Raw genomic sequence first — 13,808 nt, 5'->3', positions numbered from 1 at the left:
GGTGCGCCTGCTGCATACCAGCGACTGGCACCTGGGACGGAAGATTCGCCGCGAGTCGCGACAGCCGGAGTGCGAGCGCGTCCTCGCCGAAGTCACGCGCATCGTCCGCGACGAAAGCATCGACGTCGTCGTGATCGCCGGCGATACGTTCGACTCGCTGTCGCCGGGCGCCGAAGCCGAGCGGCTCGCCTACGAAACGCTCGGCGAGATCGTCCGCGATGGCGCCCAGGTCGTGATGATCGCCGGCAACCACGACTCGCCGCATCACATGGATGCCCTGACCTCGATCCTGCGCATGGTCGGCGTGCACACCGTCGGCTCCGTGCCGGAGCAGGCGGAGGACGCCATCATCGCGGTACCGTCGCGCAACCGCAGCGAGACCGCGACGTTCGCCGCCCTGCCGTGGGTGCCCGAGCGCATCGCGCTCCAGTTCGAGACACTCTTCGAGGGCGCGGACAACGCCCGGACGGAATACCGGCAGGTGATGGAAGCGCTGATCCCGCGCTGCTTCTCGCGATTCTCCGACGACACCATCAACGTCTTCGTCGGCCACATGCTGATCGATGGCAGCGAGATCGGCGAAGGCGGCGGCGAGCGCAAACTGCACATTGGCCACAACTTCGCCGTAAACGCCGGTTGCATCCCTGCCACGGCGCACTATGTCGCGCTCGGTCACGTACACAAACGCCAGGCCATCGTCGCTCAGTCCCCTACCTTCTACGCTGGCTCGCTGCTCCAACTCGATTTCGGCGAGGGCGGACAGAAAAAGTACGTGAATGTTGTCGATGCGAAACCGCGCCAGCCGGCCGACATCCGCCCGATCGAGATCACCGGCGGCCGCGGATTGCAGACCGTCACGCTCGACTTCGACGACCTCACGTCGCACGCCGGCAAGTACGGCGACGACTATCTGCGCGTGATCGTGCGCGCCGACCGGCCGCTGCCGTCACTCTTCGAACAGGTCCGCGAAGTGCTGCCCAACGCGCTCGACGTCGCCTTCGAGCGCACCGATGAGTCCGCGCAGACGGCGTCGGACGCATCCAAGCACGGACTGGCGCCGTACGAACTGCTGGCGCGCTACTATCGCGAACGCCACAGCGCAGAGGCGCCGGAAGCGCTGATCGCCCTCTTCAACGAACTCTACGAAGCGGAAGCCGGCCATGCGCCCGCGTAACCTCAAGCTCTCCGGATTCACCTGCTTCCGCGAACCCGTCGAGATCGACTTCCGAGGCATGGACGTCTTCGTCATCGCCGGCCCGACGGGCGCCGGCAAGACGACCATCGTCGACGCCATCTGCTACGCGCTCTTCGGCAAGGTCCCGCGCGGCACGACCGTGCGCGATCTCATCGCCCGCGACGCAACCGAGATGAAGGTGCAGCTCGAGTTCGATTCCGGCGGCCGCACGTTCCGCGTGCATCGAGGCGTCAACGTCGCTCGCACCACCAACAGGAAGACCGGCGCCGAACAGGTATCGCGCGGCCCGTCGCCGGTGCAGTTCGAACGCCACGTCGGCGGTGACGAGTGGGAGCCGCTCGAAGACCGCGTCGAACGCATCGACGCGGCGATCGAAGGCGTCGTCGGCCTCGACTTCGACAGCTTCACGAAGTGCGTCCTGCTGCCCCAGGGCCGTTTCGCCGAATTCCTCACGGGGAAGCCCGAAGAGCGGCGCAAGATCCTCATCGACCTGCTCGATCTGGGCATCTACCAGGCGATCATGCAGGAGGCGAACAGGCGCGCCGGGACGCTCGCACCGCAGATCGCCGAGCGCGAACGGCGGCTTGCCGAAGACTACGCCGATGCCACCGAAGAACGGCTGGCCGCGACGCGCGAACAGTTCGCGGCCGCCAAGCCGCTCCTCGATACGGAACACCAGCGCCGCGACGCGCTGCAACGCGCGACCGAGCACACGTCCGCCTTCCTCATGGCGCGGCGCCAGCAAAAGACGCACGAAGATGCGCACGACGCAAAGACCCGCGAGTTACAGGTCGCAGAAATCACCGCGAAGGATGCCGAGACGACGCTCGTCGCGCTCACGGACGCGCTTGCGGCTGCCGAAGCGGAGCTTGCGCGCACCACGTACGACGGAACGCTCCACGCCGCGCTCGTCCGCGCCGAGTCCTGCGCGCGACAGGTAGCACGCGCGCGCACCGCCGCCGAATCTGCACTCGCCGCCGCGTCGGACCGAAGCACGCTCGAAGCTGCGGAGGTCGCTGCGTCCGACGCCCAGGCGAAGCACGCCGCAGCCCGCGAAGCCATCGCGGCGGCAGAAGATGTGCTGCGGGAAGCGCAACGAGCCGACGCGGCGGCGCATTTGCGCAGCGGGCTCAAGCCCGGCGACCCATGCCCCGTGTGCGGCGGCGTCATCGGCAAGTTGCCAAAGGCCGAAAAACCAGCGCTGGCCGCCACAGAGCGAGCAGTCAAGGACGCCCGGGCCGCCGAATCCTCTGCAAACACCGCAGCGTCGAAGGCCGCCGCGGTGTTCGCGCGCGCACAGGAAGCGTTCGACGGCGCGACGCACGCGGCGGTCATCGCACAGGCAGAGTGGGATCGGTCGGAGGAGGAGTTGCGCGGCGCCCTACCCGGCGGCGAATCCGCGGACATCACGCACATCACGAAACGACTCGCCGACCAGGAGCAGGCCCGCGCCTCGCACGATGATCTCTCGTCGAACCTCGAACGCGTGCGCGCCGCGCTGCACGAGCATCACCAGCAGGCGGCGGGCAGCGGCCGCGCAATCGCCGCATTGAAGGCGGAGCTGTCGCAGGTCGCGGCGTCGATCGCGAGCGATCGAACAGAGGGCGACGACGCACTCGCGCAACTCAAGCAGATCGCGTCCACATGGCAGTGGGGCGACGTGATCGAACTCATCGACGCGAAGACCTCGCCCGCCGACCTTCTCAAGGACATGCTCGCGACCTCGCAGCGCGAGACCGAAGATCTCGCCCGTCGCATCGCCACTCTCGATGCGGCGGCACAGGCCATCGAAAAGGCGATCGGGAAGGCCGCAGACCTGCGCGACGAGCTGACTGGCATGAAGGAACGACACCAGCTCTGCCGCGACCTCGCCGTGCTCCTCCAGGCGAACCACTTCCAGCAATTCGTCATCGTCGAAGCCATGCAGGTGCTCGCCGAAGCGGCGACGGAACACCTGCGCACCCTCTTCGACCGCTTCGGCATCCGCGTCGATGGCGGAGAGTTCGCCGTCGTCGATCACTGGCACGCGGAACAGGTGCGCCCCGCGAAGACGCTCAGCGGCGGCGAAACATTCGTCGCGTCGCTCGCGCTTGCCCTCGCGCTCGCCGAACGCCTGCCTCAACTGCGCAGCGCCGCCGCATCCTCGCTCGAGAGCCTGATCCTCGACGAAGGCTTCGGCACGCTCGACACGGAGACGCTGGAGACCGTGATCGAGGCGCTCGAAGGCCTCCGCAGCGAGGAGCGCATGGTGGGCGTCATCACCCACGTCCCCGAACTCACCCACCGCATCGAGCACCGCATCATGGTGCGCAAGTCACCGGCCGGCAGCACCGTCGAGGTCGGCGGCGCCGTCGCGTGAAGATCGACATCACCCGGCAGCGATGCGCGGGACGTTCGCTACACTTGGGGCGAGCCGAAGTGGCGGAATGGCAGACGCGACGGTCTCAAAAACCGTTCCCGAGCAATCGGGGTGTGGGTTCGACTCCCACCTTCGGCACCAATTTCGATTCTGTTTTCGCCGGATTTGGGCCTGACGTGCGTCGTTGCAAACTCGTTGTGACAGCAACGGTGACAGCAACCGATCCGGACGCGGATGGACGGGTACGAACGATCTTCGGGGAGGCGAATCAAACGGCTTCGTCCAGTTCATCGAGGCGCGCAAGCAGCCACCGAGAAACGGCTTCTATCTTCGCGAAGACAATGAGGCTTGACTGTTCGATGTAGCCAAAAAGGCGCTGCCTCCGGGCAGTGTCAAGCGCCTCCCCCTCGGCCGTACGAGTCGCCTCGAGAAAGACCTGATCGAATGGGATCAGGTCGGGAGCAGCGAGGATCGGTTCCCAGTGCCCTGCCACCGCTGACACGCCGCCGCCAAGCCCATGCGCGAGTGGGTCTCGACGCTCGGCCATGACGCGCTTCATGGCGGCAATCTCCGACTTCACGTCGGCCTCGATCTTCGTCCAGCCTTCTTGCAGGCGCGGACGTACCATTGTGCGGACAACCTTCGTGAATGCCGTATCGCAACGCTCCAGGTAGGCGTCCATCTGGAAGATCCAGTGGTCGAGGTGATAGTTGAACTGGCGTGCCCTGGCTGGATCCGTCGATGTCACACTCGTCTTGAGTTGCTGATATGCGTGCCGTACCTGCAACGCGACGTAGTCGGTGTCGAAGATCGCAGTTAGGAGCGAGCGCAGCGCCGGACGACCGTCTCCAAGCAGACGCGCCGTCTGTTCAGTCGCGCGATAGACGTCTCCATCCGCCTCGTCCAGAACGCGTCGGAACTCATCAACGTAGGCCGGCATGGAAGCCGCGAGGTCTTGTCGCGCGAACTCCATGATCCGATCCTTGAGTCCGTCGTATCCGCCACGCGCTACAGACTTGAAAGTCATCGACTGAAAATCGCCTGCATCGCCTCGGTCGCCTCGCGCTGCATGGTCGGCGTGACGTGGCTGTAGAGGTCGAGCGTGATCGCGATCTGGCTGTGGCCGAGCATCTCGGAGACGATCTTCGGGTGGATGCCGCGCCCGAGTAGAAGAGTCGCCGCGGTGTGACGGAGGTCATGGAAGCGCATCGGCGGCAAGCCCGCGCGCTTGAGCAGGGGGGCGAACGAGTTCCGCAGGAACTTCGTCGCATCAATTGGCTTACCTGACTCGTCCGTGAAGACCAGGTCGTGCGTTTTCTCCCAGGCCGGGCCTAGCCGCAAGCGCTCCTCCGACTGGCGGGTTCGGTGCCGGCGTAACGCCGCGATCGCATCTTCTGTCAGGCCTACGCGACGTCGAGACTTGCTGGTCTTGGGCTCCGCGATGATGAATCCGCTCGGTACACGCTGCAGGCTGCCACGTACCTCAACGCCTCCCGCATCCAGATCGACGTCACGCCACCGCAGTCCAAGCAGCTCGCCCTCGCGAAGGCCGGTGGTGAGGGCGACGATGTAGAGGGCTTCCAGGCGATCGCCGCGCGCTGCATCGATAAGACCATTGGCCTCTTCAGGAGACAGCGTGCGGATCTCGTGTCGTGCGATGCGCGGTGGGTCAACGAGGTCGGCGACGTTGCGCGCCACCAGCCCCCACTTCACCGCTTGTTCGAGTGCCCGGTGGATCGTCGCGTGAAGGTGATGGACCGTCGTTGGGCTCAGACCGGCTTCCAGCCGGTCCGCGTACAGATTCTGTAGGTGTTGAGGGGAGAGTTTCGTCAGGGAGAGCTTCCCCAACTTCGGCTCGAGATGAAGCCGAACGTACTGCTCGTACCGCACCCACGTCCGTTCTCGGATCGTCGGCTTGGCGCCGGCGAGCCATCGCTTGAGGTACTGCGCGACGGTTTGCCGCTCGCTGACGATGGGTAAGCCATCGTCCTGGCCCTTCAACGCCGCTCGCTGTTTACGGACGACTTCGTCGCGATCCTTGCCAAGAAAGTGCTTTCGTCTCCCGTTGGGCAACGAGATCGATGCTGACCAGCGCCCATCGCTCTTACGCTGGTAGATGGAACCGTCGCCGTTTGCTCGCTTAGCCATTCCGCGCTCCCTTCTAAAAGAGATCTCCGAGCGTGCCCGATCGTTCGATCGGGTCGGCGAGCGCTACCTGCGATCGGAGAAGATGGTCGTAGCGTCGCTCAACGCCCACCGCCATCACCCAGGCGGGCTCTTTCCCATAGAACCTGGCCCGCAACAGCACGGTCGTCTCCACTTCCCGTCTGCCGACCACGTCGCACGTTCTTGCAAGGATCGAACGGCGTTTAGCGCAGACCTCGCGGACAAGCGAACCGTCCCTTATGAAGGCGCCGCGACCCGCGATGTGGATCTGCTCCTGACCATCGAGATACCCGAACGAAAGCCATCTCTTGGTATAGGCCCGCGCTCGCACTCTCCATACATCCCCGTCGTACCCGCGCCCCTTCTCGTAGTTGCCAGCATTCCCGGCGTATACGGCGAAGAGCGGCACGTCGTACTCGAACGCCTCCTGTGCGCGGTACACGACGGATTCGAATGACAGCCGGTCCGCGAGCTCGATCAGATCGAGACCGTTGCGAAGAGCTTTTGCGCGAAAGCTGGCGAGCGGGGCGACAAGCTCAACCCCCATCGCGTCCCAGAACCGCTCACCCCAATCAACGGACGCCACTCCGCGCGCCTGTAACTCCTCGTTGATCAGGACATGCAGGCGTTCGCCGAATTCGTGGGGGATCGTGATGTTCCGTTCTTGGACACTGCGCCCCTTCCCCGTTTCGATCACGAATGAGTCGCCTTGCTGGTATCCCCAACCCGAGAGTTCAGGCGAGGCGGCGCCCACGCGGATCTCACCGAATCGTCGAACCCAGGCTTCGAGATGCCATGGCGACGCGTCATCGGGAACACCACCGACGATGCGAAGAGCGGTTGCAAACCCGGCAGGCGTCACCAATGCGAGGTCGCTCCACTGCGCAAGCATGTAGTCGATCAGCGCACTAGCTAGTTCCTTCATTTCAACCCCAGCAGTCTTGCTCCGGTGACCTTCTCATAGGTCTCGACGATGTACCGCTTCGCATCGAGCGTGAGTCCTTGCTTGATGCGTGTCCCCGCAGCGAACCGGCTGTCCGCCATGACGAAGTCGAAGGCCCTGTTGATCTGGTCGTCCTCCGATTCATGGATCTCGGGCTCGTCCAGGTAGCCGGCGATCTCAAACAGTTCCCGAGCTGGCACTCCGTAGACCTCTGCCAGACGCCGCAGATGCTTCGCGCTCGGGGCGCCCTTCTTCCCTGTCTCGATCTGCGAGAGGTACGCGTTGCTGACGTTGGCCGCTTGGGCCGCGTCCCGAATGGTTAGTCGTTTCAGGAGCCGGAGTTCCTTTAGGAGGTCGCCGATATCAGTCATGGCCCGATTGTACAGCCGTGTGTTCAAAAAGTAAACATCTGATCGCTATCAGACGCCGGAAAGATTGCCACGATCCTACAATCGCTGGTAACCTCCCTCTAGCTATGACGCGTATTCAGGTGAGGGTCTACGTCCGGCAGGACTTCCTGGCCACTGAGTTGGCCCGGCGAAACATCTCCCTCCAAGGGCTGGCCCGCGGACTCAAGGTCTCGCCGGGGTACGTCTCACAGCTCCTACGAGGGACGCGGTGCCCTTCTCCGGAGGTACGCGAGCGGCTCCAGAGGCTGCTCCGCATCGAGGACTTCGACCGGCTCTTCCGGCTGGAGGAGGGCTAGCGGATGGGCGAGGAGCTGCTCATCACGGTCAAGGAAGCCGGCAGGCGTCTCGGGCTGGGCCGCTCCGCTACCTGGGTGTTGATCCAGCGAGGCGTCCTTCCATCCGTGAAGGTCGGCGGAGCGAGGAGGGTCCTCGTCGCGGACCTTCAAGAGTTCGTCTCACTTCTAAAGGAGAGAGACGATGAAAGTTCATGAACCTGTGCTCTCCCCGGAACATCGGCGGATGCTCACGCAGGACTCTGGACTCAGCGACGACATCATCGCGGGACGGGGCTACGAGACCATCACGACGAAGTCCCGCCTGCACCAGCTCGGATTCGGGCACATGCAGACGAACGTCCCGGCGCTGCTGATCCCAGTCTTCGACTGCCGCGGCGAAGTCGTCCTGTACCAATCCCGACCCGACGTACCTCGTATCAAGGACGGGAAGGTGATCAAGTACGAAACGATGAAGGGCGCAACGATGGCGCTCGACGTCCACCCCTCCGTGCGCCACCTGCTAGGCGACCCCGCGGTACCGCTGTTCATCACCGAGGGCATCAAGAAAGGCGACGCGCTTGCGTCGCGCGGCGCGTGTGCCATCGCGTTGCTCGGCGTGTGGAACTTCCGCGGGACCAACGACCACGGCGGGAAGACCATCCTTGCCGACTGGGAGTATGTCGCGCTCAACGGCCGCAGGACTTTCATCGTCTTTGACTCCGATGTCATGGAGAACCCGCAGGTGCACGGCGCGCTCGTGCGGCTCAAGTCGTTCCTGGATCTTCGGGGGGCAGTCTGATGCTCATCTATCTCCCCTCGGGACCGCACGGCGAGAAGGTGGGTGCCGACGACTACCTTGCTAGGGGCCACTCTGTCGACGACATGTTGTCGTTGGCGACGGCCGAGATCCGACGGCCACCCGACGAGTCCGACGAACAGGATCTGACGGACGCCGGCAGGACGCACGCCGACATCCTGGTTGCAATCGGCCAGGCCGGCGATCTCTTCCACGATGCAACCGGCACCGCTTACACGCGGATGCCGGTCGACGGGCATCACGAGGTGTGGCCCCTCAACTCCAAGCGCTTCAAGCAATGGCTACGCCGCATGTTCTTCGGCCGGACGGGCAAGGCCGTCGGGGCGGAAGCGGTCAACGCGGCGGGTGGAACGTTGGAAGGACTCGCGGTGTACGACGGCCCGACTGAACAGCTGTTCAATCGCGTCGGGATACGCGACGGCGTTATCCACTACGACCTGGCCGACAAGGACTGGCGCACGGTAGTGATCGACGCGAACGGATGGGAAGTCCGCTCGCTTTCGACGGTCCTCTTCCGTCGGTATGCCCACCAGCAATCCCAGGTCGAACCGAGTCGAACAGGTGATATTCGACGTGCGCTCTCGTACCTCAACGTCGAGGACGAGGACCATCTGCTACTGCTCGCCTGGCTCGTCACGGCGTTCGTTCCAGACATCCCGCATGCCATTCCGGACTTCCATGGCGAGAAAGGGGCGGGGAAGAGCGTCGGTCAGCGCGTGCTCCGAAAGCTGATCGACCCTTCCTCTGTCGAGTCCTTGTCATTCCCTTCGGACATGAAGGAACTCGTGCAACAGCTCTCGCACCATTACGCGCCCGTCTATGACAACGTGGACAACGTGCCGCCATGGCTCTCGGACGTGTTGTGTCGCGCCGTGACCGGGGAGGGATTCACGAAGCGCGAACTCTACTCGGACGACGACGACGTCATCTACGCCTACCGCCGCGTGGTGATGTTGAACGGCATCAATGTCGTGCCGCGCCGCGCCGACCTGCTCGATCGCTCGTTGCTGCTTCGACTTGAACGCATCAGCAAGCAGGCCAGGCGTTCAGAAAAGGAGTTCTGGCAGGCCTTTGAGATGGACCGACCGGTCATCCTCGGAGGTATCTTCGACACCCTCTCAGCAGCCCTTCGCATCTACCCCGAGGTGGAACCAACGGCACTCGAACGGATGGCTGACTTCACGCGATTCGGCGCCGCCGTGGCAGTGGCGCTCGGGTATAGCGAGGGCGCGTTCCTTGATGCCTACGCGTCCAACATCGGTGCCCAAACCGTAGAGGCGGTCGAAGGGAACATCGTCGGTGCCGCGATCTTGGAGCTGATGAAAACGCACGACGAGTGGCGGGGAACACCGTCCGCGTTCCTGGAGGACCTGGAAGAAGCGGGGAACAGCGCGCGGCTGTTCCGCCGCAGCGCGAGCGGCAAGGTCGAGTCCAAGGGATGGCCGGGTGCGCCGCACATCCTGAGCAGGCGCATCAACGACATACGCAGCAACCTTCGTGACCTCGGTATCGAGATCGTCGAGTCCCACGGCGACGAACGGACGATCATCGTGCGGAGGCTCACCGGTGATACCGGCGAAAGTAGCGTCGGCAGCGTTGGTAGCGACGGCGGACGCCGAATGGACGAGCGCACGACCGACGGCACCGACGCTACCAACGCTGAATTGCCCACCTCAGAGGGCGAGCCATGGGAGATGAAGATCTGATGAGCGCACTGGAGGTGATTCGGCGCGTGGAGACGCTCGGTGGTCGTGTCCTGCTGGAGCCAGGCGGCCTTCGGTTACAGGCGGCCGCTCCCTTGCCGGAGGATCTCGTGGCGGCGGTCGGCAAGGAGAAGGTCGCGATCATGCTTGCGCTCGGTGCTCCGCTCAACACCGCAATCACTTCGGTTCTCGCCGAGATCCGCCCTCACCTGCCACCCGCCCTGCGCAAGCTGCCGGACGAGCGCCTGATGCTTCTCGTCAACTGGTCGATCATCGCGGCGTTCGACCGCGCGGTCATGAAGGTCTCCCATGACGTATCGCTATGACCAGATAGGCGCAGGAGCGGCAGAGGCTGAAGCTCTACAGCGGCAGGTTGAACGAGCGCGTCCCGATCTCGGCGGTTCCGCGCGTGGGGCTCATGTAGGGATGGTCCTGGTAGGTGCTCGTTTCCGTGTGCTCACGTCGAACGTGCTCGATCGCGGCCGGAGAAGCGAGAGCGGCGCCTCCGACGTAGTGTTGGCCGCCGTGGGGCAGCGCGATCGGCATGACAGCCTCAATGAGGAGTGCGCAACCCACGACGCAAGGAGCGAGCGCGGTGCCACGCTGAAGGACGCTGAAGGCCAACGAGCCAACGTTCATGATTCATTCTATCGCGTCCGTGCAGGTCACATCCGGTACCGCACGACGTACGCAAGAAACGCACCGCAGGTCGCGAGCGCGACGAACGATCCGACCGCGAACGACGTGCTCACGTCAGGTGATGCGAAGTACGACACCAGCGTGAGTGCCACGCAGGTCAGCGCTACGACGACGAAGCCGATGCCGAGATGCACCATCGCGCCGATGGTAGCGGCTGCATGCCGGGGGTGGGTGAAAACAAACGCATCTGCCAACGGAAAGCGCTGGCGCTCCAACATTTTTCAATTCGCGAAATTGAGTAGGGGGGTATCCCGGTGAGAGGGCGCCGGCCGAAGCCGGAAGGCATGAGCACGCGCCGCCCGCGCATCGATGGCAACGGCCCGGAGCCGCGGCTCCCGGCTTGCCCGTCGCACCTGCAGGGCGAGGCGCGCAAGGAATGGCGGCGCATGGGCCGCAAGCTCCTCGAGTGCGGGCTCATGACGGAGATCGACGGCGCGGCGCTCGCCCTCTACTGCCAGAGCTGGAGCCGGTGGATCGAGGCGGAGGCGAACCTCGTGAAGTACGGCACGGTCATGAAGTCGCCGTCGGGCTTCCCGATCCAGTCGCCGTACCTCGCGATCGCCAACAAGGCGATGGGCCAGATGACGCGGCTGCTGGTGGAGTTTGGTATGTCGCCTTCCTCACGCACGCGCGTGGCGATGACGAAGCCGCGACCAGCCGCGACGTTCGAGCCGACGCCGTACGACCCCGACGCGCCCGACCCACGTGAGTTGTTGAGGAGGGTCCAGTGACCGGGGGGCGCCAGAAATTCAGGCGATACCGAGGGTGGAAACCGCTGCGGGCCCGTCTCCGACCCGGTACGGGTTTCCCCAAGAAATATCCCGGAGCGTGATTGATGGGTGAGAGGGGACCGTTGCCGTTGCCGTTGCAGTATGCGCCAGGCGCAACAAGCGCGAGATCCGTGGCAACGCCGCGGTCGGCAGGCCGGCGATGCCGCGCGACCTCCCCGACGAGGCGAAGGCCGAATGGAAACGCGTCGTGCCCGAACTGGAGCAGACGGGCACGCTTACGACGATCGACCGCAGCGTCCTCATCCGCTACGTGACCGCGTGGTCGGACTGGGTCGAGGTCCAGGAGATGCTGCGGAAGTCCGGGAAGCTGATCAAGGGACAGAAAGGCAACGCCGTCAGAAACCCATTGCTCATGGTGCGCAACGACTTGGAGGCGACGCTCAGCGACCTGGGCAAGCAGCTGGGCCTGTCGCCGGGCGCAAGGCTCAGGGCGGGCATCGCCCACCAGGTGCCGGTGGACGAAGAGGCGAAGGAGGCGAAGAGCATCGCCGTGATCGAGGAGTACAAGCGAAGGCTGGGGATGGCATGACGACGGACACGAAGATGCAGATCGCACACGTCGCAATCGACGAGCTGAAGCCCGACCCGGCGAACCCGCGCCGGATCGGCGACGCCGAGCTGGAGGCATTGACGCGCAGCCTGAACGAGTACGGCTTCGTGCAGCCGGTGCTCGCACGCGCAGCGGACAAGACGGTGATTGGCGGCCACCAGCGACTGCTCGCGGCGCGCAAGCTTGGCATCAAGACCGTGCCCGTGATCTTCCTCGACCTGACGGTAGAGCAAAGCAGGGTGTTGAACCTCGCGCTCAACAAGATCTCCGGCTCGTGGGACGAGGAACTCCTGGCGCGGATGGTGGCGGACCTTTCTGACGTAGACGACCTGGACATCTCGCTCTCCGGCTTCAGCGAGGACGAACTCGATGCGCTGCTCAAGTCGCTCGACCTGCGCGAGAAGAAGGACAAGCCCGAGAGCTTCGATGTGGACGCCGCGCTGGAGGCGGCACGTGCGGCCACACGCGCCAAGCCGGGCGATCTGTGGGCGTTGGGCGACCACCGGCTCCTGGTGGGCGACGCGGGCGACACGGCGGCCGTACAGCGGCTCCTCGACGGCAAGCGGGCGCCGATGTGCTTCACGGACCCGCCGTACAACGTGGCTTACGGAGATCATGGCGGCCAGCAGCGCGGGCAGAAGAAGAGACGCATCCAGAACGACGCGATGTCGTCACAGGAGTTCGACGCGTTCTGCCGCGGCTGGGCGCGCAACCTCCTCGCCAGCGTGGACGGCGCGATCTACTGCTGCATGTCGTCCAAGGAACTGCCACTCGTCTCGCGCGTGCTCGAAGAGGAGGGCGGGCACTGGAGCGACACGATCATCTGGCGCAAAGACAGATTCACGCTCGGCCGGGCTGACTACCAGCGACAGTACGAACCACTCTGGTACGGCTGGCGCGAGGGAACACGACACGAGTGGCACGGCGGCCGCGACCAGGGCGACGTCTTCGAGATCGATCGTCCAAGCGAGAGCCAGGCGCATCCGACGATGAAGCCCCTAGCGCTCGTCGAGCGTGCGATCGAGAACTCGTGCTCGCGCGGCGACGTCGTGCTGGATCTCTTCCTCGGATCAGGCTCGACGCTGATCGCCTGCGAGCGCACCGGCAGAGTCTGCTACGGGACGGAACTCGACCCGCACTATGCGAGCGTAGTCCTCGCGCGCTGGGAGTCGTTCACGGGTCAGGAGGCGCAATGCCTGGGCCATTCGTGATCCGCAAGGATGCGAGAGGCGCGCAGATACACGTGCGGCGGCGTGACACCGGCGCGTGCGTCGGCTGCATGGAGGCCGGTCTCTACGAAGTCGTGCGGGCGGTGATCGAGGAAGAGGTAGCGGCCCCGACCGAAGAGGGCATTCAGGTCGAGGCCGCTAGGAAGGCGATGGTAGCGGGATGAGTGGTTGGGTCTATTCCTCGCCCTCGGCGTCGTCAAGCGATCGGAGTTCCTGCTCGATGATGTCGCGCTCGAACTGGCCGAGCCAGCCGCCGCCTCCGCCCTCGAACGCCGCGAGGCAGTACGCGTTGATGCGCGCGTTGCCGAGCGAGCGCAGCAACTCGGCGATCTCGTCCATCATGGCCAGCACCTCTTTGAGGACATCGCGTGTGTCGTTGTCCGGGGCGACCACGCTCATGATCTCGTCGGCGCCGCAGACGTCGCTGGACCCGTCGTGCAGGTACTCGACCGGCAGGAACGCGCCGTCCTCGCTTGGCCGGAGGACGCGTGCCCGGTTGCCATCGCGCGTGCGGATGATTGCGCCCGCCTCGATCCCGTTGACGTCGATCGGCACCTCAGCCCTCTGCCACGACGCTGCCGTCGAGCCCGACCACCGCGTCACCGAAGAGGACCGTCGCCCATGCTTCGGCGTCCGCTCGGTGGTCTGCGAAGGTCGTGCAATGCTCGGCG

The 13,808-nt window shown here is 64.8% G+C and carries 18 protein-coding genes and 1 tRNA gene; 12 read left to right on the top strand and 7 right to left on the bottom strand.

Going from position 1 to position 13,808, the window contains the following annotated elements:
• The first annotated feature begins 1 nt into the window (after nucleotide 1).
• The 3 genes from WEB52_02905 (at nucleotide 2) to WEB52_02895 (ending at nucleotide 3,695) form a co-directional block, all read left to right on the top strand.
• Nucleotides 2-1,174, top strand: a complete 1,173-nt coding sequence (locus WEB52_02905; protein MEX2225381.1) for an exonuclease SbcCD subunit D — start codon at nucleotides 2-4, stop codon at nucleotides 1,172-1,174.
• A complete protein-coding gene (locus tag WEB52_02900; protein MEX2225380.1) occupies nucleotides 1,161-3,554 on the top strand; it encodes an SMC family ATPase in 2,394 nt (797 codons plus the stop codon). Before WEB52_02905 ends, WEB52_02900 begins: the two co-directional genes overlap by 14 nt.
• Before the next feature lie 53 nt (nucleotides 3,555-3,607).
• Nucleotides 3,608-3,695 (top strand) — tRNA-Leu (locus tag WEB52_02895).
• Between the two features lie 127 nt (nucleotides 3,696-3,822).
• Here WEB52_02895 and WEB52_02890 read toward each other — a convergent pair.
• The 4 genes from WEB52_02890 to WEB52_02875 are packed head-to-tail and all read right to left on the bottom strand — an operon-like array spanning nucleotide 3,823 to nucleotide 7,034.
• On the bottom strand, nucleotides 3,823-4,527 hold the full coding sequence (locus WEB52_02890) for a hypothetical protein (GenBank protein ID MEX2225379.1): 705 nt from the start codon (nucleotides 4,525-4,527) through the stop codon (nucleotides 3,823-3,825).
• 50 nt (nucleotides 4,528-4,577) lie between these two features.
• The gene (locus tag WEB52_02885) at nucleotides 4,578-5,702 is read right to left on the bottom strand and encodes a site-specific integrase (GenBank protein MEX2225378.1); all 1,125 of its coding nucleotides are present in this window, start codon (nucleotides 5,700-5,702) and stop codon (nucleotides 4,578-4,580) included.
• 13 nt (nucleotides 5,703-5,715) lie between these two features.
• Nucleotides 5,716-6,645, bottom strand: a complete 930-nt coding sequence (locus WEB52_02880) for a hypothetical protein (protein MEX2225377.1) — start codon at nucleotides 6,643-6,645, stop codon at nucleotides 5,716-5,718.
• Entirely contained in the window at nucleotides 6,642-7,034 is a 393-nt protein-coding gene (locus tag WEB52_02875) for a helix-turn-helix transcriptional regulator (GenBank protein MEX2225376.1), read from the bottom strand. The genes WEB52_02880 and WEB52_02875 overlap by 4 nt, the downstream gene beginning before the upstream one ends.
• A 104-nt stretch (nucleotides 7,035-7,138) precedes the next feature.
• Here WEB52_02875 and WEB52_02870 point away from each other — a divergent pair, with 104 nt between their 5' ends.
• From WEB52_02870 to WEB52_02850, 5 genes are read left to right on the top strand one after another with little or no spacing between them, the layout of a single operon-like run.
• Nucleotides 7,139-7,369: a helix-turn-helix transcriptional regulator gene (locus WEB52_02870; GenBank protein MEX2225375.1), complete on the top strand. Its 231-nt coding sequence runs from the start codon at nucleotides 7,139-7,141 to the stop codon at nucleotides 7,367-7,369.
• A 3-nt stretch (nucleotides 7,370-7,372) separates the two neighbouring features.
• Nucleotides 7,373-7,564 carry a helix-turn-helix domain-containing protein gene (locus WEB52_02865; protein ID MEX2225374.1) on the top strand — a complete coding sequence of 64 codons (192 nt, stop codon included), beginning with the start codon at nucleotides 7,373-7,375 and terminating at the stop codon, nucleotides 7,562-7,564.
• Nucleotides 7,551-8,147 carry a DUF3854 domain-containing protein gene (locus WEB52_02860; GenBank protein MEX2225373.1) on the top strand — a complete coding sequence of 199 codons (597 nt, stop codon included), beginning with the start codon at nucleotides 7,551-7,553 and terminating at the stop codon, nucleotides 8,145-8,147. The genes WEB52_02865 and WEB52_02860 overlap by 14 nt, the downstream gene beginning before the upstream one ends.
• Entirely contained in the window at nucleotides 8,147-9,871 is a 1,725-nt protein-coding gene (locus WEB52_02855; GenBank protein ID MEX2225372.1) for a hypothetical protein, read from the top strand. Before WEB52_02860 ends, WEB52_02855 begins: the two co-directional genes overlap by 1 nt.
• Nucleotides 9,871-10,194, top strand: coding sequence for a hypothetical protein (locus tag WEB52_02850; GenBank protein MEX2225371.1), 324 nt, complete (start codon nucleotides 9,871-9,873; stop codon nucleotides 10,192-10,194). The genes WEB52_02855 and WEB52_02850 overlap by 1 nt, the downstream gene beginning before the upstream one ends.
• Before the next feature lie 34 nt (nucleotides 10,195-10,228).
• Here the strand turns inward: WEB52_02850 and WEB52_02845 are convergent, their stop codons facing one another.
• Entirely contained in the window at nucleotides 10,229-10,414 is a 186-nt protein-coding gene (locus tag WEB52_02845) for a hypothetical protein (GenBank protein ID MEX2225370.1), read from the bottom strand.
• Between the two features lie 119 nt (nucleotides 10,415-10,533).
• Nucleotides 10,534-10,704, bottom strand: a complete 171-nt coding sequence (locus WEB52_02840) for a hypothetical protein (GenBank protein MEX2225369.1) — start codon at nucleotides 10,702-10,704, stop codon at nucleotides 10,534-10,536.
• Between the two features lie 147 nt (nucleotides 10,705-10,851).
• On the opposite strand from WEB52_02840, the gene WEB52_02835 reads away from it, so the two are divergent.
• The 4 genes from WEB52_02835 to WEB52_02820 all read left to right on the top strand — a co-directional run bounded on the left by WEB52_02835 (nucleotide 10,852) and on the right by WEB52_02820 (nucleotide 13,301).
• Complete coding sequence (locus WEB52_02835; protein ID MEX2225368.1) at nucleotides 10,852-11,298, top strand: phage terminase small subunit P27 family; 447 nt, start codon at nucleotides 10,852-10,854, stop codon at nucleotides 11,296-11,298.
• Nucleotides 11,299-11,497: 199 nt separating this feature from the next.
• Nucleotides 11,498-11,887, top strand: coding sequence for a phage terminase small subunit P27 family (locus tag WEB52_02830; protein ID MEX2225367.1), 390 nt, complete (start codon nucleotides 11,498-11,500; stop codon nucleotides 11,885-11,887).
• Nucleotides 11,884-13,119 carry a site-specific DNA-methyltransferase gene (locus WEB52_02825; protein MEX2225366.1) on the top strand — a complete coding sequence of 412 codons (1,236 nt, stop codon included), beginning with the start codon at nucleotides 11,884-11,886 and terminating at the stop codon, nucleotides 13,117-13,119. Before WEB52_02830 ends, WEB52_02825 begins: the two co-directional genes overlap by 4 nt.
• Nucleotides 13,101-13,301, top strand: coding sequence for a hypothetical protein (locus WEB52_02820; GenBank protein MEX2225365.1), 201 nt, complete (start codon nucleotides 13,101-13,103; stop codon nucleotides 13,299-13,301). Before WEB52_02825 ends, WEB52_02820 begins: the two co-directional genes overlap by 19 nt.
• A 10-nt stretch (nucleotides 13,302-13,311) precedes the next feature.
• Here WEB52_02820 and WEB52_02815 read toward each other — a convergent pair whose 3' ends face one another.
• Nucleotides 13,312-13,692: a hypothetical protein gene (locus WEB52_02815; GenBank protein MEX2225364.1), complete on the bottom strand. Its 381-nt coding sequence runs from the start codon at nucleotides 13,690-13,692 to the stop codon at nucleotides 13,312-13,314.
• Nucleotides 13,693-13,808 lie beyond the last annotated feature (116 nt).

Source organism: Dehalococcoidia bacterium (genome assembly GCA_040902535.1).
In the GTDB taxonomy this organism is placed as follows: Bacteria; Chloroflexota; Dehalococcoidia; order DSTF01; family JACRBR01; genus JBBDXD01.
Note: the sequence above shows the minus strand (reverse complement) of the source record. Positions and strands in the feature narration are given on the sequence as shown.